The 15,561-nt window shown below is 69.2% G+C and carries 11 protein-coding genes and 5 pseudogenes; 8 read left to right on the plus strand and 8 right to left on the minus strand.

Features of this window, described 5'->3' with window-relative positions:
- Positions 1–12: 12 nt before the first annotated feature.
- Both ACZ4S3_RS19650 and ACZ4S3_RS19655 read left to right on the plus strand, forming a co-directional pair.
- A complete protein-coding gene (locus tag ACZ4S3_RS19650) occupies positions 13–903 on the plus strand; it encodes an alpha/beta fold hydrolase (protein ID WP_467935807.1) in 891 nt (296 codons plus the stop codon).
- 183 nt (positions 904–1,086) lie between these two features.
- Positions 1,087–1,962 carry an HTD2 family dehydratase gene (locus ACZ4S3_RS19655; RefSeq protein ID WP_467935809.1) on the plus strand — a complete coding sequence of 292 codons (876 nt, stop codon included), beginning with the start codon at positions 1,087–1,089 and terminating at the stop codon, positions 1,960–1,962.
- 243 nt (positions 1,963–2,205) lie between these two features.
- Here ACZ4S3_RS19655 and ACZ4S3_RS19660 read toward each other — a convergent pair whose 3' ends face one another.
- A complete protein-coding gene (locus ACZ4S3_RS19660) occupies positions 2,206–4,374 on the minus strand; it encodes a TerD family protein (RefSeq protein WP_467935811.1) in 2,169 nt (722 codons plus the stop codon).
- A 157-nt stretch (positions 4,375–4,531) separates the two neighbouring features.
- Here ACZ4S3_RS19660 and ACZ4S3_RS19665 point away from each other — a divergent pair.
- From ACZ4S3_RS19665 to ACZ4S3_RS19680, 4 pseudogenes are all read left to right on the plus strand, one after another.
- A pseudogene (locus tag ACZ4S3_RS19665) lies at positions 4,532–5,011 on the plus strand (trypsin-like peptidase domain-containing protein); the annotation flags it as partial.
- 424 nt (positions 5,012–5,435) lie between these two features.
- Positions 5,436–5,672 (plus strand): annotated as a pseudogene (locus ACZ4S3_RS19670) (hypothetical protein); the annotation flags it as partial.
- Between the two features lie 258 nt (positions 5,673–5,930).
- Positions 5,931–6,170: pseudogene (locus ACZ4S3_RS19675) on the plus strand (trypco2 family protein); the annotation flags it as partial.
- 53 nt (positions 6,171–6,223) lie between these two features.
- Positions 6,224–6,746 (plus strand): annotated as a pseudogene (locus tag ACZ4S3_RS19680) (transposase family protein); the annotation flags it as partial.
- Between the two features lie 6 nt (positions 6,747–6,752).
- Here the strand turns inward: ACZ4S3_RS19680 and ACZ4S3_RS19685 are convergent.
- The 3 genes from ACZ4S3_RS19685 to ACZ4S3_RS19695 form a co-directional block, all read right to left on the minus strand.
- Positions 6,753–7,211, minus strand: coding sequence for a pyridoxamine 5'-phosphate oxidase family protein (locus tag ACZ4S3_RS19685; RefSeq protein WP_467935813.1), 459 nt, complete (start codon positions 7,209–7,211; stop codon positions 6,753–6,755).
- A gap of 119 nt (positions 7,212–7,330) precedes the next feature.
- Positions 7,331–8,557 carry a Cmx/CmrA family chloramphenicol efflux MFS transporter gene (locus ACZ4S3_RS19690; RefSeq protein WP_467935816.1) on the minus strand — a complete coding sequence of 409 codons (1,227 nt, stop codon included), beginning with the start codon at positions 8,555–8,557 and terminating at the stop codon, positions 7,331–7,333.
- A 174-nt stretch (positions 8,558–8,731) separates the two neighbouring features.
- A complete protein-coding gene (locus ACZ4S3_RS19695; protein WP_467935818.1) occupies positions 8,732–9,313 on the minus strand; it encodes a TetR/AcrR family transcriptional regulator in 582 nt (193 codons plus the stop codon).
- A 143-nt stretch (positions 9,314–9,456) separates the two neighbouring features.
- Between ACZ4S3_RS19695 and ACZ4S3_RS19700 the strand changes: the two are divergent.
- Positions 9,457–9,660 (plus strand): annotated as a pseudogene (locus ACZ4S3_RS19700) (MFS transporter); the annotation flags it as partial.
- A gap of 173 nt (positions 9,661–9,833) precedes the next feature.
- On the opposite strand, the gene ACZ4S3_RS19705 reads toward ACZ4S3_RS19700, so the two are convergent.
- Positions 9,834–10,553 carry an SDR family oxidoreductase gene (locus ACZ4S3_RS19705; RefSeq protein ID WP_467935821.1) on the minus strand — a complete coding sequence of 240 codons (720 nt, stop codon included), beginning with the start codon at positions 10,551–10,553 and terminating at the stop codon, positions 9,834–9,836.
- Between the two features lie 116 nt (positions 10,554–10,669).
- On the opposite strand from ACZ4S3_RS19705, the gene ACZ4S3_RS19710 reads away from it, so the two are divergent.
- Positions 10,670–11,251: a TetR/AcrR family transcriptional regulator gene (locus ACZ4S3_RS19710; protein WP_467935825.1), complete on the plus strand. Its 582-nt coding sequence runs from the start codon at positions 10,670–10,672 to the stop codon at positions 11,249–11,251.
- 268 nt (positions 11,252–11,519) lie between these two features.
- On the opposite strand, the gene ACZ4S3_RS19715 is transcribed toward ACZ4S3_RS19710, so the two are convergent.
- From ACZ4S3_RS19715 to ACZ4S3_RS19725, 3 genes are all read right to left on the minus strand, one after another.
- On the minus strand, positions 11,520–12,386 hold the full coding sequence (locus ACZ4S3_RS19715) for a dienelactone hydrolase family protein (RefSeq protein WP_467935828.1): 867 nt from the start codon (positions 12,384–12,386) through the stop codon (positions 11,520–11,522).
- Positions 12,387–12,740: 354 nt separating this feature from the next.
- Positions 12,741–13,493 carry a CAP domain-containing protein gene (locus ACZ4S3_RS19720; protein WP_467935830.1) on the minus strand — a complete coding sequence of 251 codons (753 nt, stop codon included), beginning with the start codon at positions 13,491–13,493 and terminating at the stop codon, positions 12,741–12,743.
- A 482-nt stretch (positions 13,494–13,975) separates the two neighbouring features.
- Positions 13,976–15,346, minus strand: coding sequence for an aminopeptidase P family protein (locus tag ACZ4S3_RS19725; RefSeq protein ID WP_467935832.1), 1,371 nt, complete (start codon positions 15,344–15,346; stop codon positions 13,976–13,978).
- Between the last annotated feature and the right edge of the window lie 215 nt (positions 15,347–15,561).

Consider the following 15,561-nt stretch of genomic DNA (forward strand, 5'->3'; position numbering starts at 1 on the left):
CCAGGAACTTCCATGACCGACGCCAACCGGCCTCTCCCCTCCCTCGCCCCAGCCCAAGCCCATGCCCATGACGGCACGGCACTGGCCTACCAGCACCGGGGAAGCGGATATCCGCTCGTCCTCCTGGCCGGGCAGGCGAACAACCACCACTGGTGGGACGGCATACGCGAGGACTTCCACACCACGCACTCCACGATCACCCTCGACTACCGCGGCACCGGCGACAGCGGCAGCGTCAGCGGCGCCCACGGCGGCAGCAGCAGCAGCGACCGCAACAGCGACAAGCCTCAACAGCCCTACTCCACACGCCAGTTCGCCGACGATGTCATCGCGGTCCTCGATCATCTGGGTGTCGAACGCGCCGATGTCTACGGGACCTCCATGGGCGGCCGGGTCGCCCAATGGGTCGCCGCCCACCACCCCTGCAGGGTCCGGCGCCTCGTGCTGGGCTGCACCTCTCCCGGCGGCCCGCACGCCGTCGAGCGCGACACCTCGGTGCGTCGCGCCCTGGCCCAACCCGACCCGAACGCCGCACGACAGGCACTCATCGACCTGATGTACTCCCCCGCCTGGCTCGCCACCCACCCCGGCCCGTACGCCACCCTCGGCGACCCCGACATGTCCCCGCATGCCCGGCGCGCCCACCTGGTGGCCAGCAACACGCACGACGCCTGGGACGCACTCCCCCGCATCAGCGCGCCCACCCTGATCCTGCACGGGGAGCACGACCGGCTCACACCACCGGACAACGTCCCGCTGCTCGCCGCCCGCATCCCTCACACCCGCACACATCTGTTCCCCGGTGCCCGGCACGCCTACTTCGAAGAATGCCGCACCGAGGCCGGCGCTCTGGTCGGGGCATTCCTCGATATTCCTCGACGAACGGCCACTGCCCACCCGTAGCCGCCGCCAGTCAGCCGCAGGTCGCCGGGCCGCAGCCGCCTGCCATGCGAGCAGCGCGCCCCTCGATCCACGACATGGTGCTGACCACCGAGGAGGAGAGCCTCGCCGCCGTCAGCGGAGCCCCTCGTCCGAAAGCCCTCCCACACGACAACAAGGACGCAAGGACACAAGGACACAAGGACGATGCAGACCACCCCTCCCCCGCTCAGCTCGTACGTGGAGTCCTGGTCTCCCGGGCCGGTCACGGACGAAGACCCCCTGCCGGCCGGCCCGGTGGCGGCCCTGTCGGCAGTCCTGAACCTGCCCGACACCGTCGCGAAAGCCGGTGCCCCCCTCCCCCCGCTATGGCACTGGCTCTCCTTCCTGAACTGGCCGGCACAACGGGAACTCGGAACCGACGGCCACCCACTGAACGGACACTTCCTGCCGCCCATCCCCCACCGGCAGCGGATGTGGGCCGGCGGACGCTGCACGATCACCGAGCCGCTGCGCCTCGGCGAACCGGCCGAACGCATCAGCAGCCTGAGCTCGGTCACCGCCAAGCACGGCCGCACCGGGGACATGCTGTTCGTCACCGAGCGCCGTGAGTTCCGGCAGCACGGCCGGACGCGCCTCGTCGAGGAACAGGACATCGTCTACCGGTCGGGACGCAGCAGTACCGGACAACAGCCCGCCATCGCACTCGACGAGCCCACGTCCCCGGATGCCAACGACCCGTGGCAGCTGCCGCTACGCCCCGATCCGGCCCTGCTCTTCCGGTTCAGCGCCCTGACCGCAAACGCCCACCGCATCCATTACGACACGCCGTACGCGCAGGGCGAGGAGGGCTACCCGGGCCTCGTCGTCCACGGTCCCCTGCTGGCCCTGCTCATGCTCGAACTGGCCCGCCGCCACGCTCCGGCACGGCAGGTACGCACGCTGTCCTACCGGCTCCGGCGGCCGGTGTTCGCCGGCGAGCGCCTGCTGGCCTGCGGCACCCCCTCGGACGGACGTGCCGAACTGCGCATCGCCACCCACCGCGAGGCGCGGCATGCCACGGCGGAGGTGACCTTCACATGACCACCCTCGGCGACCGCATCGCCACCACCCGAAGCCTGCTCTTCGTACCGGGACACCGTCCCGACCGCTTCGACAAGGCGGCCTCCGCCGGCGCCTCCTGGCACCGGCCCACGAACCGCACACCCCGGAGCGTTCGGCCGGGGCACCCTGATGCAACGTCAAGGGCGAGGAAAGCGAAAGGACTAATTCAAGGAGTGTGAGAAGGAAGCCCCTTCATGGCCTCGCCGTGGTCGACGATAGCAGTCAGGCGGGGATCAGGTCGCGCAGATTTTCGGGTGTGAGGATCCGGGAGTCCGGGTGCAGGCCCTCCGGGCGTTCCAGGCCTATGTAGGTGACCGGGCCGTCCGGGCGGCTCTCGCCGTCCCACAGTGTCACGGTTGTGGCGCCGCCCATCAGGTCGACGAGGTACCGGACCGTGAGGTAGTCGCGCTCGATGATGCCACGCAGGAGCAGAGCGACCGACACCCGGTTTGTCTCGACGCGGTTGGCCGACGGAGTGCCGTTGAGGTGCACGTGCAGCCACTTGGCGCGCCAGCGGCCGTCGCTCCCGCGCAGGAATGCCAGTGGCAGCGCGACCCTGCCCGTGCCACGCAGCTCCGACTTCAGGCGCACGGTACGCGGTTCGAACGGACGGCCCTGCTGGGCGGCATCGCGCAGCATGAAGCCGAAGAACGACTCCTCGACGTCTTCGAAACCCTCCCCCGAGAAGACGTTGACCTGCGGGACGATGAAGGCGCCTCGGACGGCACCCAGGCGCAGGTTGATGAACTCCGAGGCCCCCTCGGGCGCGTCGGTGATGTCGCCGGAATGCTCGCCTTCGACCTCTGTCAGGGCGGTGTAGGACAGCCAGGAGCGGGTCGAGTAGTCGGCATTGAGCATCAGCGCCGACAGGTCGTAGTCCGTGGTCCTGCATGCCTGCTTCCAGTAGACGAAGAAGCGCAGCAGTTCGCCGTCGACCGGCGAGAGCGAGCCGCGGGGCAGCACACCGAGACCGGACGCGGTCGCCTTCCCGCTGAGGGGGAGCGCGACATCGAGGACGTCGGGATCGATCAGCAGGTGCTCGGGGGCCGGGAGTCGGCGGCGGATCTCGGCGTCCAGGGCGGAGATCAGCCGCTTGCGTTCGTCCGGGAATACGGGCGGGCGTTCGTCGGAGGTGACCCAGGCGCGGCCGAGGCGGTTGACGAAGACGCGGCGTTCGCCGGTCTCCCCGGGCCGGTTGTGGAGGTGTTCGCGGACCGACAGGAGGACCCGTCCGGAGACCCGGTCGGCGACCTGCTCGGCGGCGGCCGCGACGGCGCTGCGCTCGTCCTGGGTGAGGCACATCCGCAGCAGCCGGTCCAAGGAGCGGAACAGCTTGCCGGGCGCGGACCTCAAGAGCTCCGCCGCTCCGGTGACATCGTGCATCCCGAGCAGTTCCTCGGCGCGGCTGTCGAGGGAGCGGGCCTGCTGCTCGCCCCGGGCCACCGCGAACACCTGGGCGGCGTGCGGCCAGCGCGGGTACTCGTGCGGGTGGAGACGTTCGCCGAGGCGCTTGAACGGTTCGCGGTGCGCGTGCACGTCGGCCAGCTTGGCGGGGGCGGCGGCGACAACGCCGTCGAGGCCGGCGAGCAGGGCGCGGCGCAGCGGACGCGAGAGGGCCCGGAAGCGGGTCGGTTCCTGGAGGGTCACGTCGCCGTCCGACAGAGCGCAGGCGAGGCGGAGCACATCGGTGACGGTGTCCACCAGGAGGTCCGCGCCGACGCCCAGGCGGGCCTGGTTGACCAGTGCGCGGTTCTCACGGATCGGGATCGCTTCGGGCTGGGGACCGTGCACGCAGTGTGCGGCGAGCACCCGCAGGTCGTCGAGGTCGTCGTCGCTCAGCGGTGTGGTGCTTCCGGCCAGGGCCAGGTACAGGGCCGTGACCTCGTCGTCCAGGTGGCCACCCAGGTGCAGCACCGTCATACGGTCGCCGGCCGCCGCGATCAATTCGTCGTGGGCGGCGAGCATTTCGGTGTAGGTGTGGCGGTAGTTGCCGTACGACGGCAGGGTGAGCAGGTCCACCACGCCGCTCCGGAGCTGGGCAACCGTACGGTCGTGGGAGGCGTCGTCGGTCAGCGCCTCGACGATGCACTGCATCCAGAAGGCGAACGTATCGGGCACGTTGGCCGGGAAATCGATGAAGTAGACGTTGTGCTGGACGTGGTCTCCGGTCATCTCGCGGACGGTGCGCAGTACGCGCACGGCGGTGTCGACGACCGCCCCCTCGGACAGCCCTGACAGGCGCTCCAGCAGGTCCGCCGAGAGTTTGAAGCCCACCGACATCAGGGCGGCGTCGAACTGCCGCGCCGCGATGCCGCCGTCCCCTGTGGGTCCTGTGGGGAAGGGGAGGCGGTAGGTGTGCCGGATAACCAGTGATTCGAGACTGTGTCCCATTCCGGCATGATCCCAGAACTGCAGGGGCCGGCGCATACAGGTTTTAGTCGGCGGTGCCGGTGCCGCTGGGGGCACCAGGCCTCCGTCTCAGGTTCGACGCCATCTCGAGGACAGGCCGGACCGCATGCCCTACGGTCGTACCGTGGGACCGGAACGCATGCGCATCGCCGCCGTACTCGGCGCCCGGCAAGGCAGCGGCTATCTCCTGACATCCCGTCTTGTGCTCACAGCCGGCCACGTGGTGAAAAACCGCGCCTTGGTCAAGGTGGCGGCGCTCGGTGGCCTCGGCGAGGTCCAGTGCAAGGTGGTGTGGTCGCGCCACGATCGCGAATGCGATGCCGCGCTCCTGCTCGCCCCGAGAAGGCAAGGCCTCATCCCTCCCGAGGAGGCCGAGCAACTGGCCCCGGTGCGCTGGGGCGTGCCTTCCGGGCTCGAGCCCATGGAGTCCTGTCAGGCCATCGGCTTCCCGCAGGTGCAGCGCGACGACGAGGACGGACTCGACACGGAACAGATCGTCGGCACGTTCAAACCCGGTTCGCGCATGGTCCGGGCTCGGTACGTACTCGACAGTCTGCACACGCCGCCGCTCCGGCAGGCGGACGGCACGTCGCCGTGGGCGGGTATGTCCGGGGCCGCGCTGTTCGCCGAGGGATTGATCACCGGCGTGGTGGTGACGGATCCGTTCAACTGGCAGCACGGTCGCATCGAAGCCGTAAGAAGCCGGGTGCTCTTCGCGGACCCCGAATTCGTCCAGCAGTTGGTGCAGCACACCGGCTACCAGCCGACCGTGGACGAGCTCTCCGGCCCGCAGTACAACCCGCATGCCGAGTTCGAGCGCCGGTACGCCGCCTTCGTCGCCGAGTCCTACAGCGAACTCAAGATTTTCGGGCTGGACTTCAGCCGCCGGGAACATGCCGAGTGGCCGCGGGACACGGCGTATCTGAGCCTGGAGCTGGCACCTCACCACAGCCGCGAACACGGGCCGGACGGCCTCGGAGATCCGTCGGGCGCACCGTTCCGCGAGCCGGCCGTCGGTGAACGGCAGCGGGTCGAGTCGGCCTACCTTTCAGGACTACCTCGGGGCCAAGGCCGCCGTGGAAGGCCAAGACCTCAACTTGGTGGCCGCGCATGCCCACGAGCCGCAGTGGGAGGACGTGGTGCGGATGGCGGTCGGCCACGCCCGCGCGGACGAACGCGCGGTGCTGCTGCGCCGCCTGCTCGCCCTGGGTGACTCCGCCAGTTCCCCGCAGCGTGAGCGCCTGCACTTGCTGGCGGCGGCATGTCTGGAGCACGCGACACTCCGGACGCAGGCCTGCGACCGTTGACCTCTCCGCGCTGGCCGGGATCCCTGACCTCTCGGTCGTCCTGATCCCGTCGTCCTCCAGCGAACTGAGGGTCACCGGCGACGAATGTCTGCCACCGGACTCGGTACACCACGTGGTGAGGCACCCCGCGCTCAGCGCCCCGAGGCCGCCCGCCCCCTGGTGGCGGCGCCTCGGCCGCTGAGGCACGGCAGCCCGACGTCGGATCCGTCAGTCAACTTCAGGAGGTGCCGCATGCCGGACTTCGAGGACATTGAACTCGTCGCCGCGGTGGGGGCGATCAGGGGCCAGCTCATGGAGGCGGCGGCCGCCGCGGCCACGAAGTCGATGCGTTGCGAAGTAGGGCCCATCCAGATGGAGTTCGCGGTCGAGCTACGCCGGGAGGCCGCAGCCAAGGGCGGCATCAAGGCATGGGTGGTCAACGCCGACACCGAGGCGAGGGCCTCCCGCAGCCACACGCACCGGATCGCCTTCACGCTCACCCCGAAGGACACCGTGACCGGAGGCAACGTCGAGATCGGCAACGGCTTCCCGGGGGATACCGGCCGTTTCGGCACCGTCGACCAGGGCGTTTCGGCATACGGTGGCGGACCCGGACTGGTGCCCCGTGGCGCGACGTGCCGGAACGTTACGGGCACGGTTTGCCGGGCCACCAGCACGCCGCCGGGGCGGCGAAAGGCCCCGCAGTTCGAGACGGTTCCGGAAGCGATCCGGGTGCCCAGGCTGGGCCTGGGACGGCCGCGCAAGCGACCGGACAGCCTGCGGGGCCGACAAGGCATACGACTCTCGCGAGAACCGCGCCTACCTGCGCAGACGCGGTATCAAGGCGGCCATCCCGGCCCCTGCGGACCGCGTCCGCAACCGGCAGAATCTCGGCTCTCGCGGCGGTCGGCCGCCGATGTTCGACAAGACGACTACCGCGAGCGCCACGCGGTCGGGTGCGGCATCAATCGGCTCAAGTGCCACCGCGCGGTCGCCACGAGATCCGACAAACTCGCCGTCGGCTACGAGGCAACAGTGCTGGTCGCAGTCGTCAACGAGTGGCTGTGACCGGTCTTAGCCGTTGATGTCGAGTGCCGTCCCGTACAGCCGAGACACCTTCAGCCGGATGACCACCCGGCGCTCGGCGACCAACTGCTCCAAGAACGCAGCTTCATCCTGCGGCTTCGCGGCCTCTGGCACCATCGCGAGCAGCTCTCGCCCGATCGCATCACCCGGCGTGGTCGTGATGTCGGAGACCTCGGCTTCGCCCTCGGCCACGGCGAACGACCATACGTCGCTTCCCGGAACATGCACGGCCGCGCGTGGGTCACGCCGGAGTTGCTTGACCTTGATGCGGTCGCCAGTGGTGGAGAACCGCACGATGCGCGCTTCGGCGTCCCAGTTGTAGAGCATGGTGGTGAGATGAGGATGGCCACTGCGCTTATTGGTGGCGAGGGTGCCGAACTGCTGAGTACTCAGCAGTTCGGAGAGAGCATCGTCGGACAGGGCGCGGGGTGCAGGACCTTGAGTCATGACCTGATCAACTCACGCGTGTGCCCGGGCATTCCACGGATCCAGAAGTCCGGCCACCAACTTTCACAACAGGCCGCAGGCCGTTTCATCCGCCCGTACCCGTGGTGTGCCGAGCGTGCTCACCGCCTCCCGTCGGCCACCAGCACCTTCGCGGTGCACGGTGCGGGCCGGTCGACGGCGGGTGCACCGCGCCGGGCGGCCCGCCGCTGGAGGGCCGCCGCCCACCCGGTCGCCACGAGCGCGAGCACCCCGGCGCCGGCACCGACCCAGGCCACCGAGGGGAAGCCGAGCCCCGCGTCGATGGTGAGGCCGCCCAGCATCGGGGTGAGTGTGATCCCGACGTTGAAGGCCGAGGTGTTCACGGCCCCGGCCAGCGTCGGTGCGTCGGGGGCGAGCCGGAAGACCCGTGACTGCACCACCGGGTTGACGACGTAGCCGGTGAACCCGAGGACGAAGACCAGCGCGACGGCGACGCCGGGGCTCCCGGCCGTCAGCGCGAACACGGCGGAGGCGACGGTAAGGGCGCCGGCACCGACGACCAGGGTGCGCAGGGGCGCCGCGTCGGCTACTCGTCCCCCGAACGTCACCCCGAGCAGCCCGCCGACCCCGTACAGCGCGAGCACCGCCGGCATCCACTGCGCGGGCAGCCCGCTCACCTCCGTCAGCAGCGGTGCGAGATAGCTGAAGGTGACGACCGCCGCGCCGAAGGTCAGCGCGGTGACGAGGTAGGACACCCAGAGGGCGGGCCGGGCCAGTCCACGCAACTCCCTTTGCAAGGACGGCACTTCACCCTCCCCGGCGCGCCCCGTCGGCATCGCGGCAAGCAGGGAGAGCGCGCTGAGTACGGTGAGCGCGGCCACGCCCCAGAAGGACGCGCGCCAGCCCACGTGCTGGCTCAGGAGCGTTCCGGCGGGCACGCCCACAATGGTGGCGAGGGTGAGCCCTGTGGTGACCACCGACAGGGCCTTCGCCTTGGCCTCCGGCGGCACCAGGTTCACCGCCGTCGCCGCGGCCACCGACCAGAATCCGGCGTACGCGAGCGCGCTCACGATGCGGGTCGCGAACAGCACCCCGTACTCCGGTGCCAGTGCGCCGACCACATGCCCGGCGACAAAGACGAGCTGAAAGGCGACCAGCGCGGTACGGCGCGGCACCCGCAGCGTGGCCACGGCCAGCAACGGCGCGCCGATGACCATGCCGATGGCGAACGCGGAGATCAGCAGACCGGCGTCGGGGATGGAAACGCCGAGGTCATCGGCGATGCCCGGCAGGAGCCCGGACAGCATGAACTCTGAGGTTCCTTGGGCGAATATGCCCAGGCCGAGAAGGTAAATGACGAGTGGCACGGGAGAGTGCTCCGTTGGGTGAGAGGGAAGTCATTCGTTTTGGATCGGTTTTGGATCGGTCAGTTCAAAATGAGCCCATGAGGAATCCGGGACCGAGCGCGGGACGGACCACGGACAGACCACGGACGGGCCACGGACAAACGCGCCCAGCCGGCACGCCTCAGCCGACACGCATCAGAGGGCGCTCAGCGCGGCATCCGCGACACCTTCCAGGGCCGCGCGATCGACCCCGGCCCGCGCGGACACACGCAGACCCGCGATCGTCGCGATGACGAGATGGGCGAGGGTACGGGCATCCTTGTCGGCGGCGATATCACCGTCGCGCCGCCCGGACTCGATGAGGGCGCGGAACGCCTCCATCCGCAGGCCGTAGTCACGCTCCAGCGACGCCGCGACCGAAGCGTCATGGGCCGACACCTCGACACATGTGTTGACGACCAGGCAACCGCGGCCGTCGGCACCGGGCGCGAACTCATCGTCGATCACCCGTTGCAGAACCGCCCGGATCTTCCGCCGAACCGGAAGGTCGCTCTCCAGCAGCGTGAACAACTCGTCGTTCTTGGTTCGCATGTAGAGCGCGAGGGCCCGCTCGAAGAGGTCGTGCTTGCTCTTGAACGTGTTGTAGATGCTGCTCCGCCCCAGACCCGTGGCATCGCACAGATCCTGGGTGGACGTCGCTTCATAGCCGGCGGCCCAGAACGCCACCATCGCGGCGTCGACCGCCCGCTCCTCGTCGAACTTCCGGGGCCGGGCCATAGCGTTGACGCTAGCACGTATTGGACCGATCAGTCCAATACCTCCCGGGGCCGGGGTTCGGGGCCTCGCCGAGGCGGACGACGCCGCACTGCCCACCGCCCTGCCCCGCCGTTCCGGCTGTGCGACACGCGGTATCCCTGGTCACCTTCGCCGTCGGTTTTCTGCCCAGCTACGATGCGATCGGCTTCGCCGCACCCCTTCTGCTGCCGATCTGCCGCCTGGTGCAGGGTTTCTCCACCGGCGGCGAATACGCCGGAGCCACCACATACATCGCCGAATACGCACCGGACACCCGACGCGGATTCCTCGGCAGCTGGCTCGACTTCGGCACCTTCGTCGGCTATTCGCCAGCCAGGGACCTCTGGATCCGACTCCGGCATCCCTGGGCGCGGCACTGAGGGACGCGCCACGCGCCACGACGCTTCGCCTTCGGTGCCCCGCCCCTCCCGAAGGGAAACGGCAAGGGACAGAGCACCGAAGGCACGGCGGGCGAGTCGGACCAACGATTCAGGCCAACGGTTCAGGCCAACGAGACAAGACGCGCGCCGCCGTCAGCCTCGATGACTGCGCCGGTGAGGTTGGTGTTGGTCGCGGCAAGGGCAACCACCTCAGCGACCTCCTCAGGCGTCGCGATGTGACGCACCGGCAGAGTGGCAGCCGTTTGTGCGAAGTACTCGCGCTTGACGTCGTCCGGCAGGCCACTCCACCAGGGAGTGTCGACGAGCCCAGGAGAGACGGCGTTGACCCGTATCGGCGCGAGTTCCGCGGCCAGCGGCCGGACCAGGGCCTCGACGGCACCGTTGATGGCGGCCAGGCCGGCGGTACCCGGCATGCCGGTCCGCGCGGTGATGGCACTGAGCAGAGTGATCGACCCATCGGGCGTAAGACGCGGAAGGACAGCCTGGACGGTGGTGAGGTGAGGCCAGAACTTGGCCTCGAACGCGCGTCGCAGCATCGTCAGGTCAAGATCGGCGACGGGCCCCTGCCCCTCGTTCCCCGAGGCCGCCAGGATGAGCCAGTCGATACTGCCGATCGCGTCGGCAAGAGCCCGGACCTCGACTGCGTTCCCGGCGTCGACCTGATGCCCGATCAGACCGACATCGGTAGCGGCGAGGTCGTCCAGACGCTCCTTGCTGCGACCGGCGACGTGCACCGTCGCTCCACGGCTCTGGAGCAGGCGAGCCGTCGCGAGTCCGATTCCGGACGTTCCCCCGACCACGAGGGCAGAGCGTTGAGACATGACCCATCTCCTTATTTCGAACCGTGGCGTCTCGAATTAAGCTAGCCTCCATGGTCATGAACAAGCAACCCCCTTCGACGCCTCGCCGAGGGCGTAAGCGCAGCGAGGAGAGCCAGATGGCGATCCTGGTTGCGGCATTCGAGCTGGTCGGTGAGGTCGGCTACGCGGACTTGACGATCGAAGGAGTCGCCCAGCGAGCCGGATGCGGCAAACAGACGATCTACCGCTGGTGGCCATCGAAAGCCCACGTCCTCCTGGAAGCTCTCGCGGTGAAGGCCGAACTGCACGTCGACAACGGCGACAAGGGCTCGTACACCGACGATGTACGGGCGTTCCTGGAGGACACGTTCCAGCTCGCCCGCCAGCAGCGCATCGCCGACATCCTGTGTGTCCTGATGGCGGAGGCTCAGATCAACGCGGAGTTCGGCAGGCTGTTCCGCACGGCGTTTCTGCAGCGTCGCCGTGATGCGCTCCAGGCGGTGATCGACAGGGCCCGGACCCGGGGCGACCTGCCGCTCCGCCCTGCGCCGTCCACCGTCCTGGACATCGTGTTCGGCACCCTGTGGTACCGCCTCCTGGCCACACGGCAGCCCATCGACGATGCCCTCGTCGACGACCTCGCAGCCACCCTCACCCAGGGCACGCAGACCCCAGCCGGCACCTCCAACACTCGGGGGGCAAGCCATGACCAGCCTTAACCGGCCTTAACCGGCGTTAACCGGCCATGACCGGCCATGCCCGTTCCCGCACCGTCCTCATCATTGGAGCCACGGACGGCAATGGACGGCCACGGACGGCCACGGACGGCCAAACTCGACTGCCTCGCAGACGCGTTCACGACACGCGTTCACGACACGCGGCGCATCCAGGCCCCGGGCCGTGAACGTGGACCTCTCTCACGGCGACGGCGTCACGGTGAACAGCCTGTCGTAGCCTGACGCCCCTCGGCGTCGAGAGCCCCTTGGGTCATTCCTCTCCCCCGGCGGCCGGCGTTGCCGCTGCCGTGTCGCGGTGCTGCTGGAGCAGGCGCGTACGGAAGAGGGCGAGCACCTCATCCAGTGCGGCACGGGTCGGCTGACCGGGTTCGTCGACGAGGTGCTCGGTCAGTACGGAATGCGGCGGCAGCACGGCATGGGGATTCGCGGCGGAGTCGTCCAGTTCGACGGCGGTGAACGCATCACCGAGTTCGCGACGCAGAAAGGCGAACCGGTCGCCCGGTACCAGCCGGTCCCCGCGGAACCGCAGCGCCATGACCCGAAGGCCCTCACGTTCGCAGCGGCCCCGGACGGCGGCGAGGTCTTCGGCGGAAATATCGATTCCGCCGGACCGGCTCTTGGTGAGAGCCAGTGGCAGGGACGGCTGGGACAGGACGGGGGCGAGCAGGCGCTCATCGGCGGCCATGGCCAGGGCGAAACCGCCGGTGAGACACATGCCGACGGCCCCGACGCCGGGACCCCCGCAGCGCTGGTGCTCGTGTGCGGCCAGGGCTCGCAGCCACGTCACTACGGGCGAGGATTTCCCGGTCGCCAACACGGTGAATTCCCGGCTCACGCACACCTTCCACAGCGACGAGGCCGTATAGAGCCCGGACTTCAGCAGGCCACCGTTTGCAATGTCGGCGTCGCGGCCGGGCGTGCCGAAGAGCACCGGGAGCACTGCGGTACAGCCGATTGCGGCCACACGTTCCGCGAACTCCAAGACCTTGGGCGTAATGCCCGGTATTTCCGCCATCACGATCACCGCGGGCCCCGTACCGCGCCGCAGGATCCGGCGAGTGACGCCGTCGTGCGCGAAGGTGTCACGGTCGAAGCCGGTCAAGTCATGATCTGCCATGGATTACCGCCATCCTGGTCGGTCACGGGTCGGGGGCTGCTTCCGGCCGCGGCGTCTCGCCCCGTCCGGCGCGTTCCACGCGAGACTACCCATCAGTAATCTTCGCAGCGCCGACCACCTCGCCACCAGCGGTCGGCGCCGGCCTCCCTGGCCGCCGGAATCCGCCGGGACACCCACGCCGCGGCCGTAGTTGCGGCCTCGAGAGCGCCGAAGGCCCCACCGCCAGCACGTAAGTGCACGGTGGGGCCTTCCGGCCGGCCTGACGGGCGGGTGCGACGGGCGGGTACGGAGGATTCGAGATGCGAACCCGCGAAGGTTCACCCTCGCCCGTCGTGGCCGACTCCCTGAGCCCTTTTATCGGGCTGACCCGAAGTCCTGGGTCCAGTAACTTCCGGGCTGCGCGAGGCCGACGCCGATCTCCTTGAATCCGCAGTCGAGGATGTTGCGCTTGTGACCGGGGCTGGACATCCAGCCCGCCATCACCTTCTCGGGTGTGGCGTAGCCGTAGGCGACATTTTCGCCGTAGGAGCCCCAGTTGTAGCCGGCGCTCGTGATCCGGTCGTCCGGTGATGAACCGTCGGAGCCCGTATGCGACATGTTCTGGTGGCTTGCCATGTCCTTGCTGTGATCCTGGGCGGCCTTTGTCAGCTTCGCGTTCACGACCAGCGGTGCGCACCCGACCTTGCTGCGCTCTTCATTGACGAGTTCCACTACGCGGGCCGCGGTGCTGGACGCCGGGGCGGCGGTTTTCGGCGCGCTCGGGGTTGCGGTGCTCGGGGTTGCGGTGGGTGTGTGCGACGCGTGCGCGGTCGGCGCCGGACCCCGCTTGGCCTCCGTCCACCGGTGGTGGGACGGCGCGCTCGTGGTTGCGGCGCTCGGGGTTGCGGTGGGTGTGTGCGACGCGTGCGCGGTCGGCACCGGGCCCCGCTTGGCCTCCGTCCACCGGTGGTGGGACGGCGCGCTCTTCCCATGGTGGTGGGGCCGGCCCTGGTGCTCCGGCGGGCCGCCCAGACAGGCCATGGCGATGGAAGGCACACCTACGGCGCTGATGGCGATGGCAGCGATGGATATCTTCCGGTAGTGCGTCTTCCTGCGGTGCTTCGTCATGCGTGACCTCGTTCGGGTGAGCGCGGAGCGCCCCCGGTGCGGCAGGCTCTGCACAGACCCTGCGCCTGAGCTGCGGAGACGCCTTGCGGGCCGCCATTGTTAGGACCTCCGCGCGCGCCGGGCAATGAGGGTTACTACTAACCGGCTTCGTAGCGCCTGAGGGCCTTGAAATGAGCGCGCAGGCGTGCTGCCGCGACTCCGGCATTGCCGGGAATTCTGCTTTTCCGTCAGAAGCACGTTCTCGCTCGACGAATGAGCGAGAACGCCGAGCGACCCGTGCGTCCGCATCCTGGTGCGAGGCATGTGGATGTCAGTACGGACAAATCTCTTTATGTCGATTGGACGCCATCTACTATTCAGCTTCGTTGATGGCGAAGGCTGCAGTGACTGATGTCACAAAAATCTGGGTTTCGACCGGCATCGGCGCCGCCCGCGCCTCGCCGAGCCACCTTTTCCGGTCTTTTCGGGTGCAGCCACAGTGGTCAGCTCTCGACCAGCTCCCCCATCCACGCCTCGATCGCCTCCGGGGTACGCGGCAGCGCATCCGACATCAGCCGTGCGCCCTCGGCCGTGATCACCAGGTCGTCTTCGATGCGCACGCCGATGCCGCGCAGTTCGCGCGGCAATGTCTCGTCGTCGGGCTGCAGATACAGACCGGGCTCGACGGTCAGCACCTGCCCCACCTCGAGCACGCCGTCCAGGTAGGCCCGTGCCCGCGCCTGCGCGCAGTCGTGCACGTCGAGACCGAGCATGTGGCCGCTGCTGCACAGGGTGTACCGGCGGTGCAGGTCCCCCTCCGAGCTCTTCAGCACGCCCCATTCCGTGAGGCCTTCGGCGATCACCCGCATCGCTGAGCGGTGGAAGTCCCGGAAGCGGGCCCCCGGCTTCAGCGCCGCGATGCCCGCATCCTGGGCGGCGAGCACGAGTGCGTACACCTGTCGCTGGACGGGCGAGAAGCTGCCGGACAGGGGCAGCGTGCGCGTGATGTCGGCGGTGTAGAGGCTGTCCGTCTCCACTCCGGCATCCAGGAGCAGCAGTTCGCGCGGATCGAGGGGGCCGTCGTTGCGTGTCCAGTGCAGTACGCAGGCATGGGCGCCGGCCGCGGCGATCGTCTCGTATCCGGTGCCGTTGCCCTCGGCGCGGGCGCGCAGGTTGAAGACGCCCTCGATCCAGCGTTCGCCGCGCGGGTGGGCCAGGGCCCTCGGCAGAGCGCGCAGGACGTCCTCGAAACCGGTGGCGGTGTGGTCGACGGCGCGCTGCAGCTCACCGATCTCCCAGGCGTCCTTGATCAGCCTCAACTCGCTCAGTACGGAGGCCAGTTCCGCGTCCGCCGCGGGGTTGCGGCCCGGCGGAAGGGGCGCCTCCGCAGCCAGGGGGGTGCAGGGGATGCCGGTCATCCGCTCGGCCTCGGCCAGTTCGTGGCGGCGGCCGACCCAGAACTCGCCGTACCGCCGGTCCCCGTAGAAGCCACTGTCGGTGCGCGGCGAGCGGGGACGCAGGTGCAGCACGGCTTCATGGCCGTGCGGCCCGTCCGGCTCCAGGACCAGGGCGTGCCCGGCCTGCTGCTCCCCGGTCAGTCCGGTCAGCCAGGCGTAGGCACTGTGGGGGCGGAAGCGGTAGTCGCAGTCGTTGGAGCGCACCCGCAGCGCTCCGGCGGGGATGACGAGCCGCTCGCCGGGGAAGCGGGCCGAGAGCCGGGCGCGGCGGGCGGCGGTGAAGTCGGCCGCCGGCAAGCGGATGCCGGCGGGCAGCGGACGCGCCGCCCAGCCGCGCGCCATGAACTCCTCGAGTTCCGGAGTGAGGGGCAGATCGTGGCTCGCCGCGCGTGGGGCGGCGGTCTCTGACGTGTGCATACGGGATCCTCCAAGCGCGCAACACGCGGGACAACGCGGGACTGAGGCGGAGAAAGACGCGACCGACACCTTGTCAGTGCAATATCACATTACTACCTTACACATCACATGGCGCCGCAGCACTGCCCCAACTGCCCTGTGCCTCACCGCTCTTGGTGCCGCTGCGGACCGTCTCGACGTGCACCTGGCTGAGCACCTCCCCCACAACTCACACA

Source organism: Streptomyces sp. NPDC028368 (assembly GCF_055565615.1).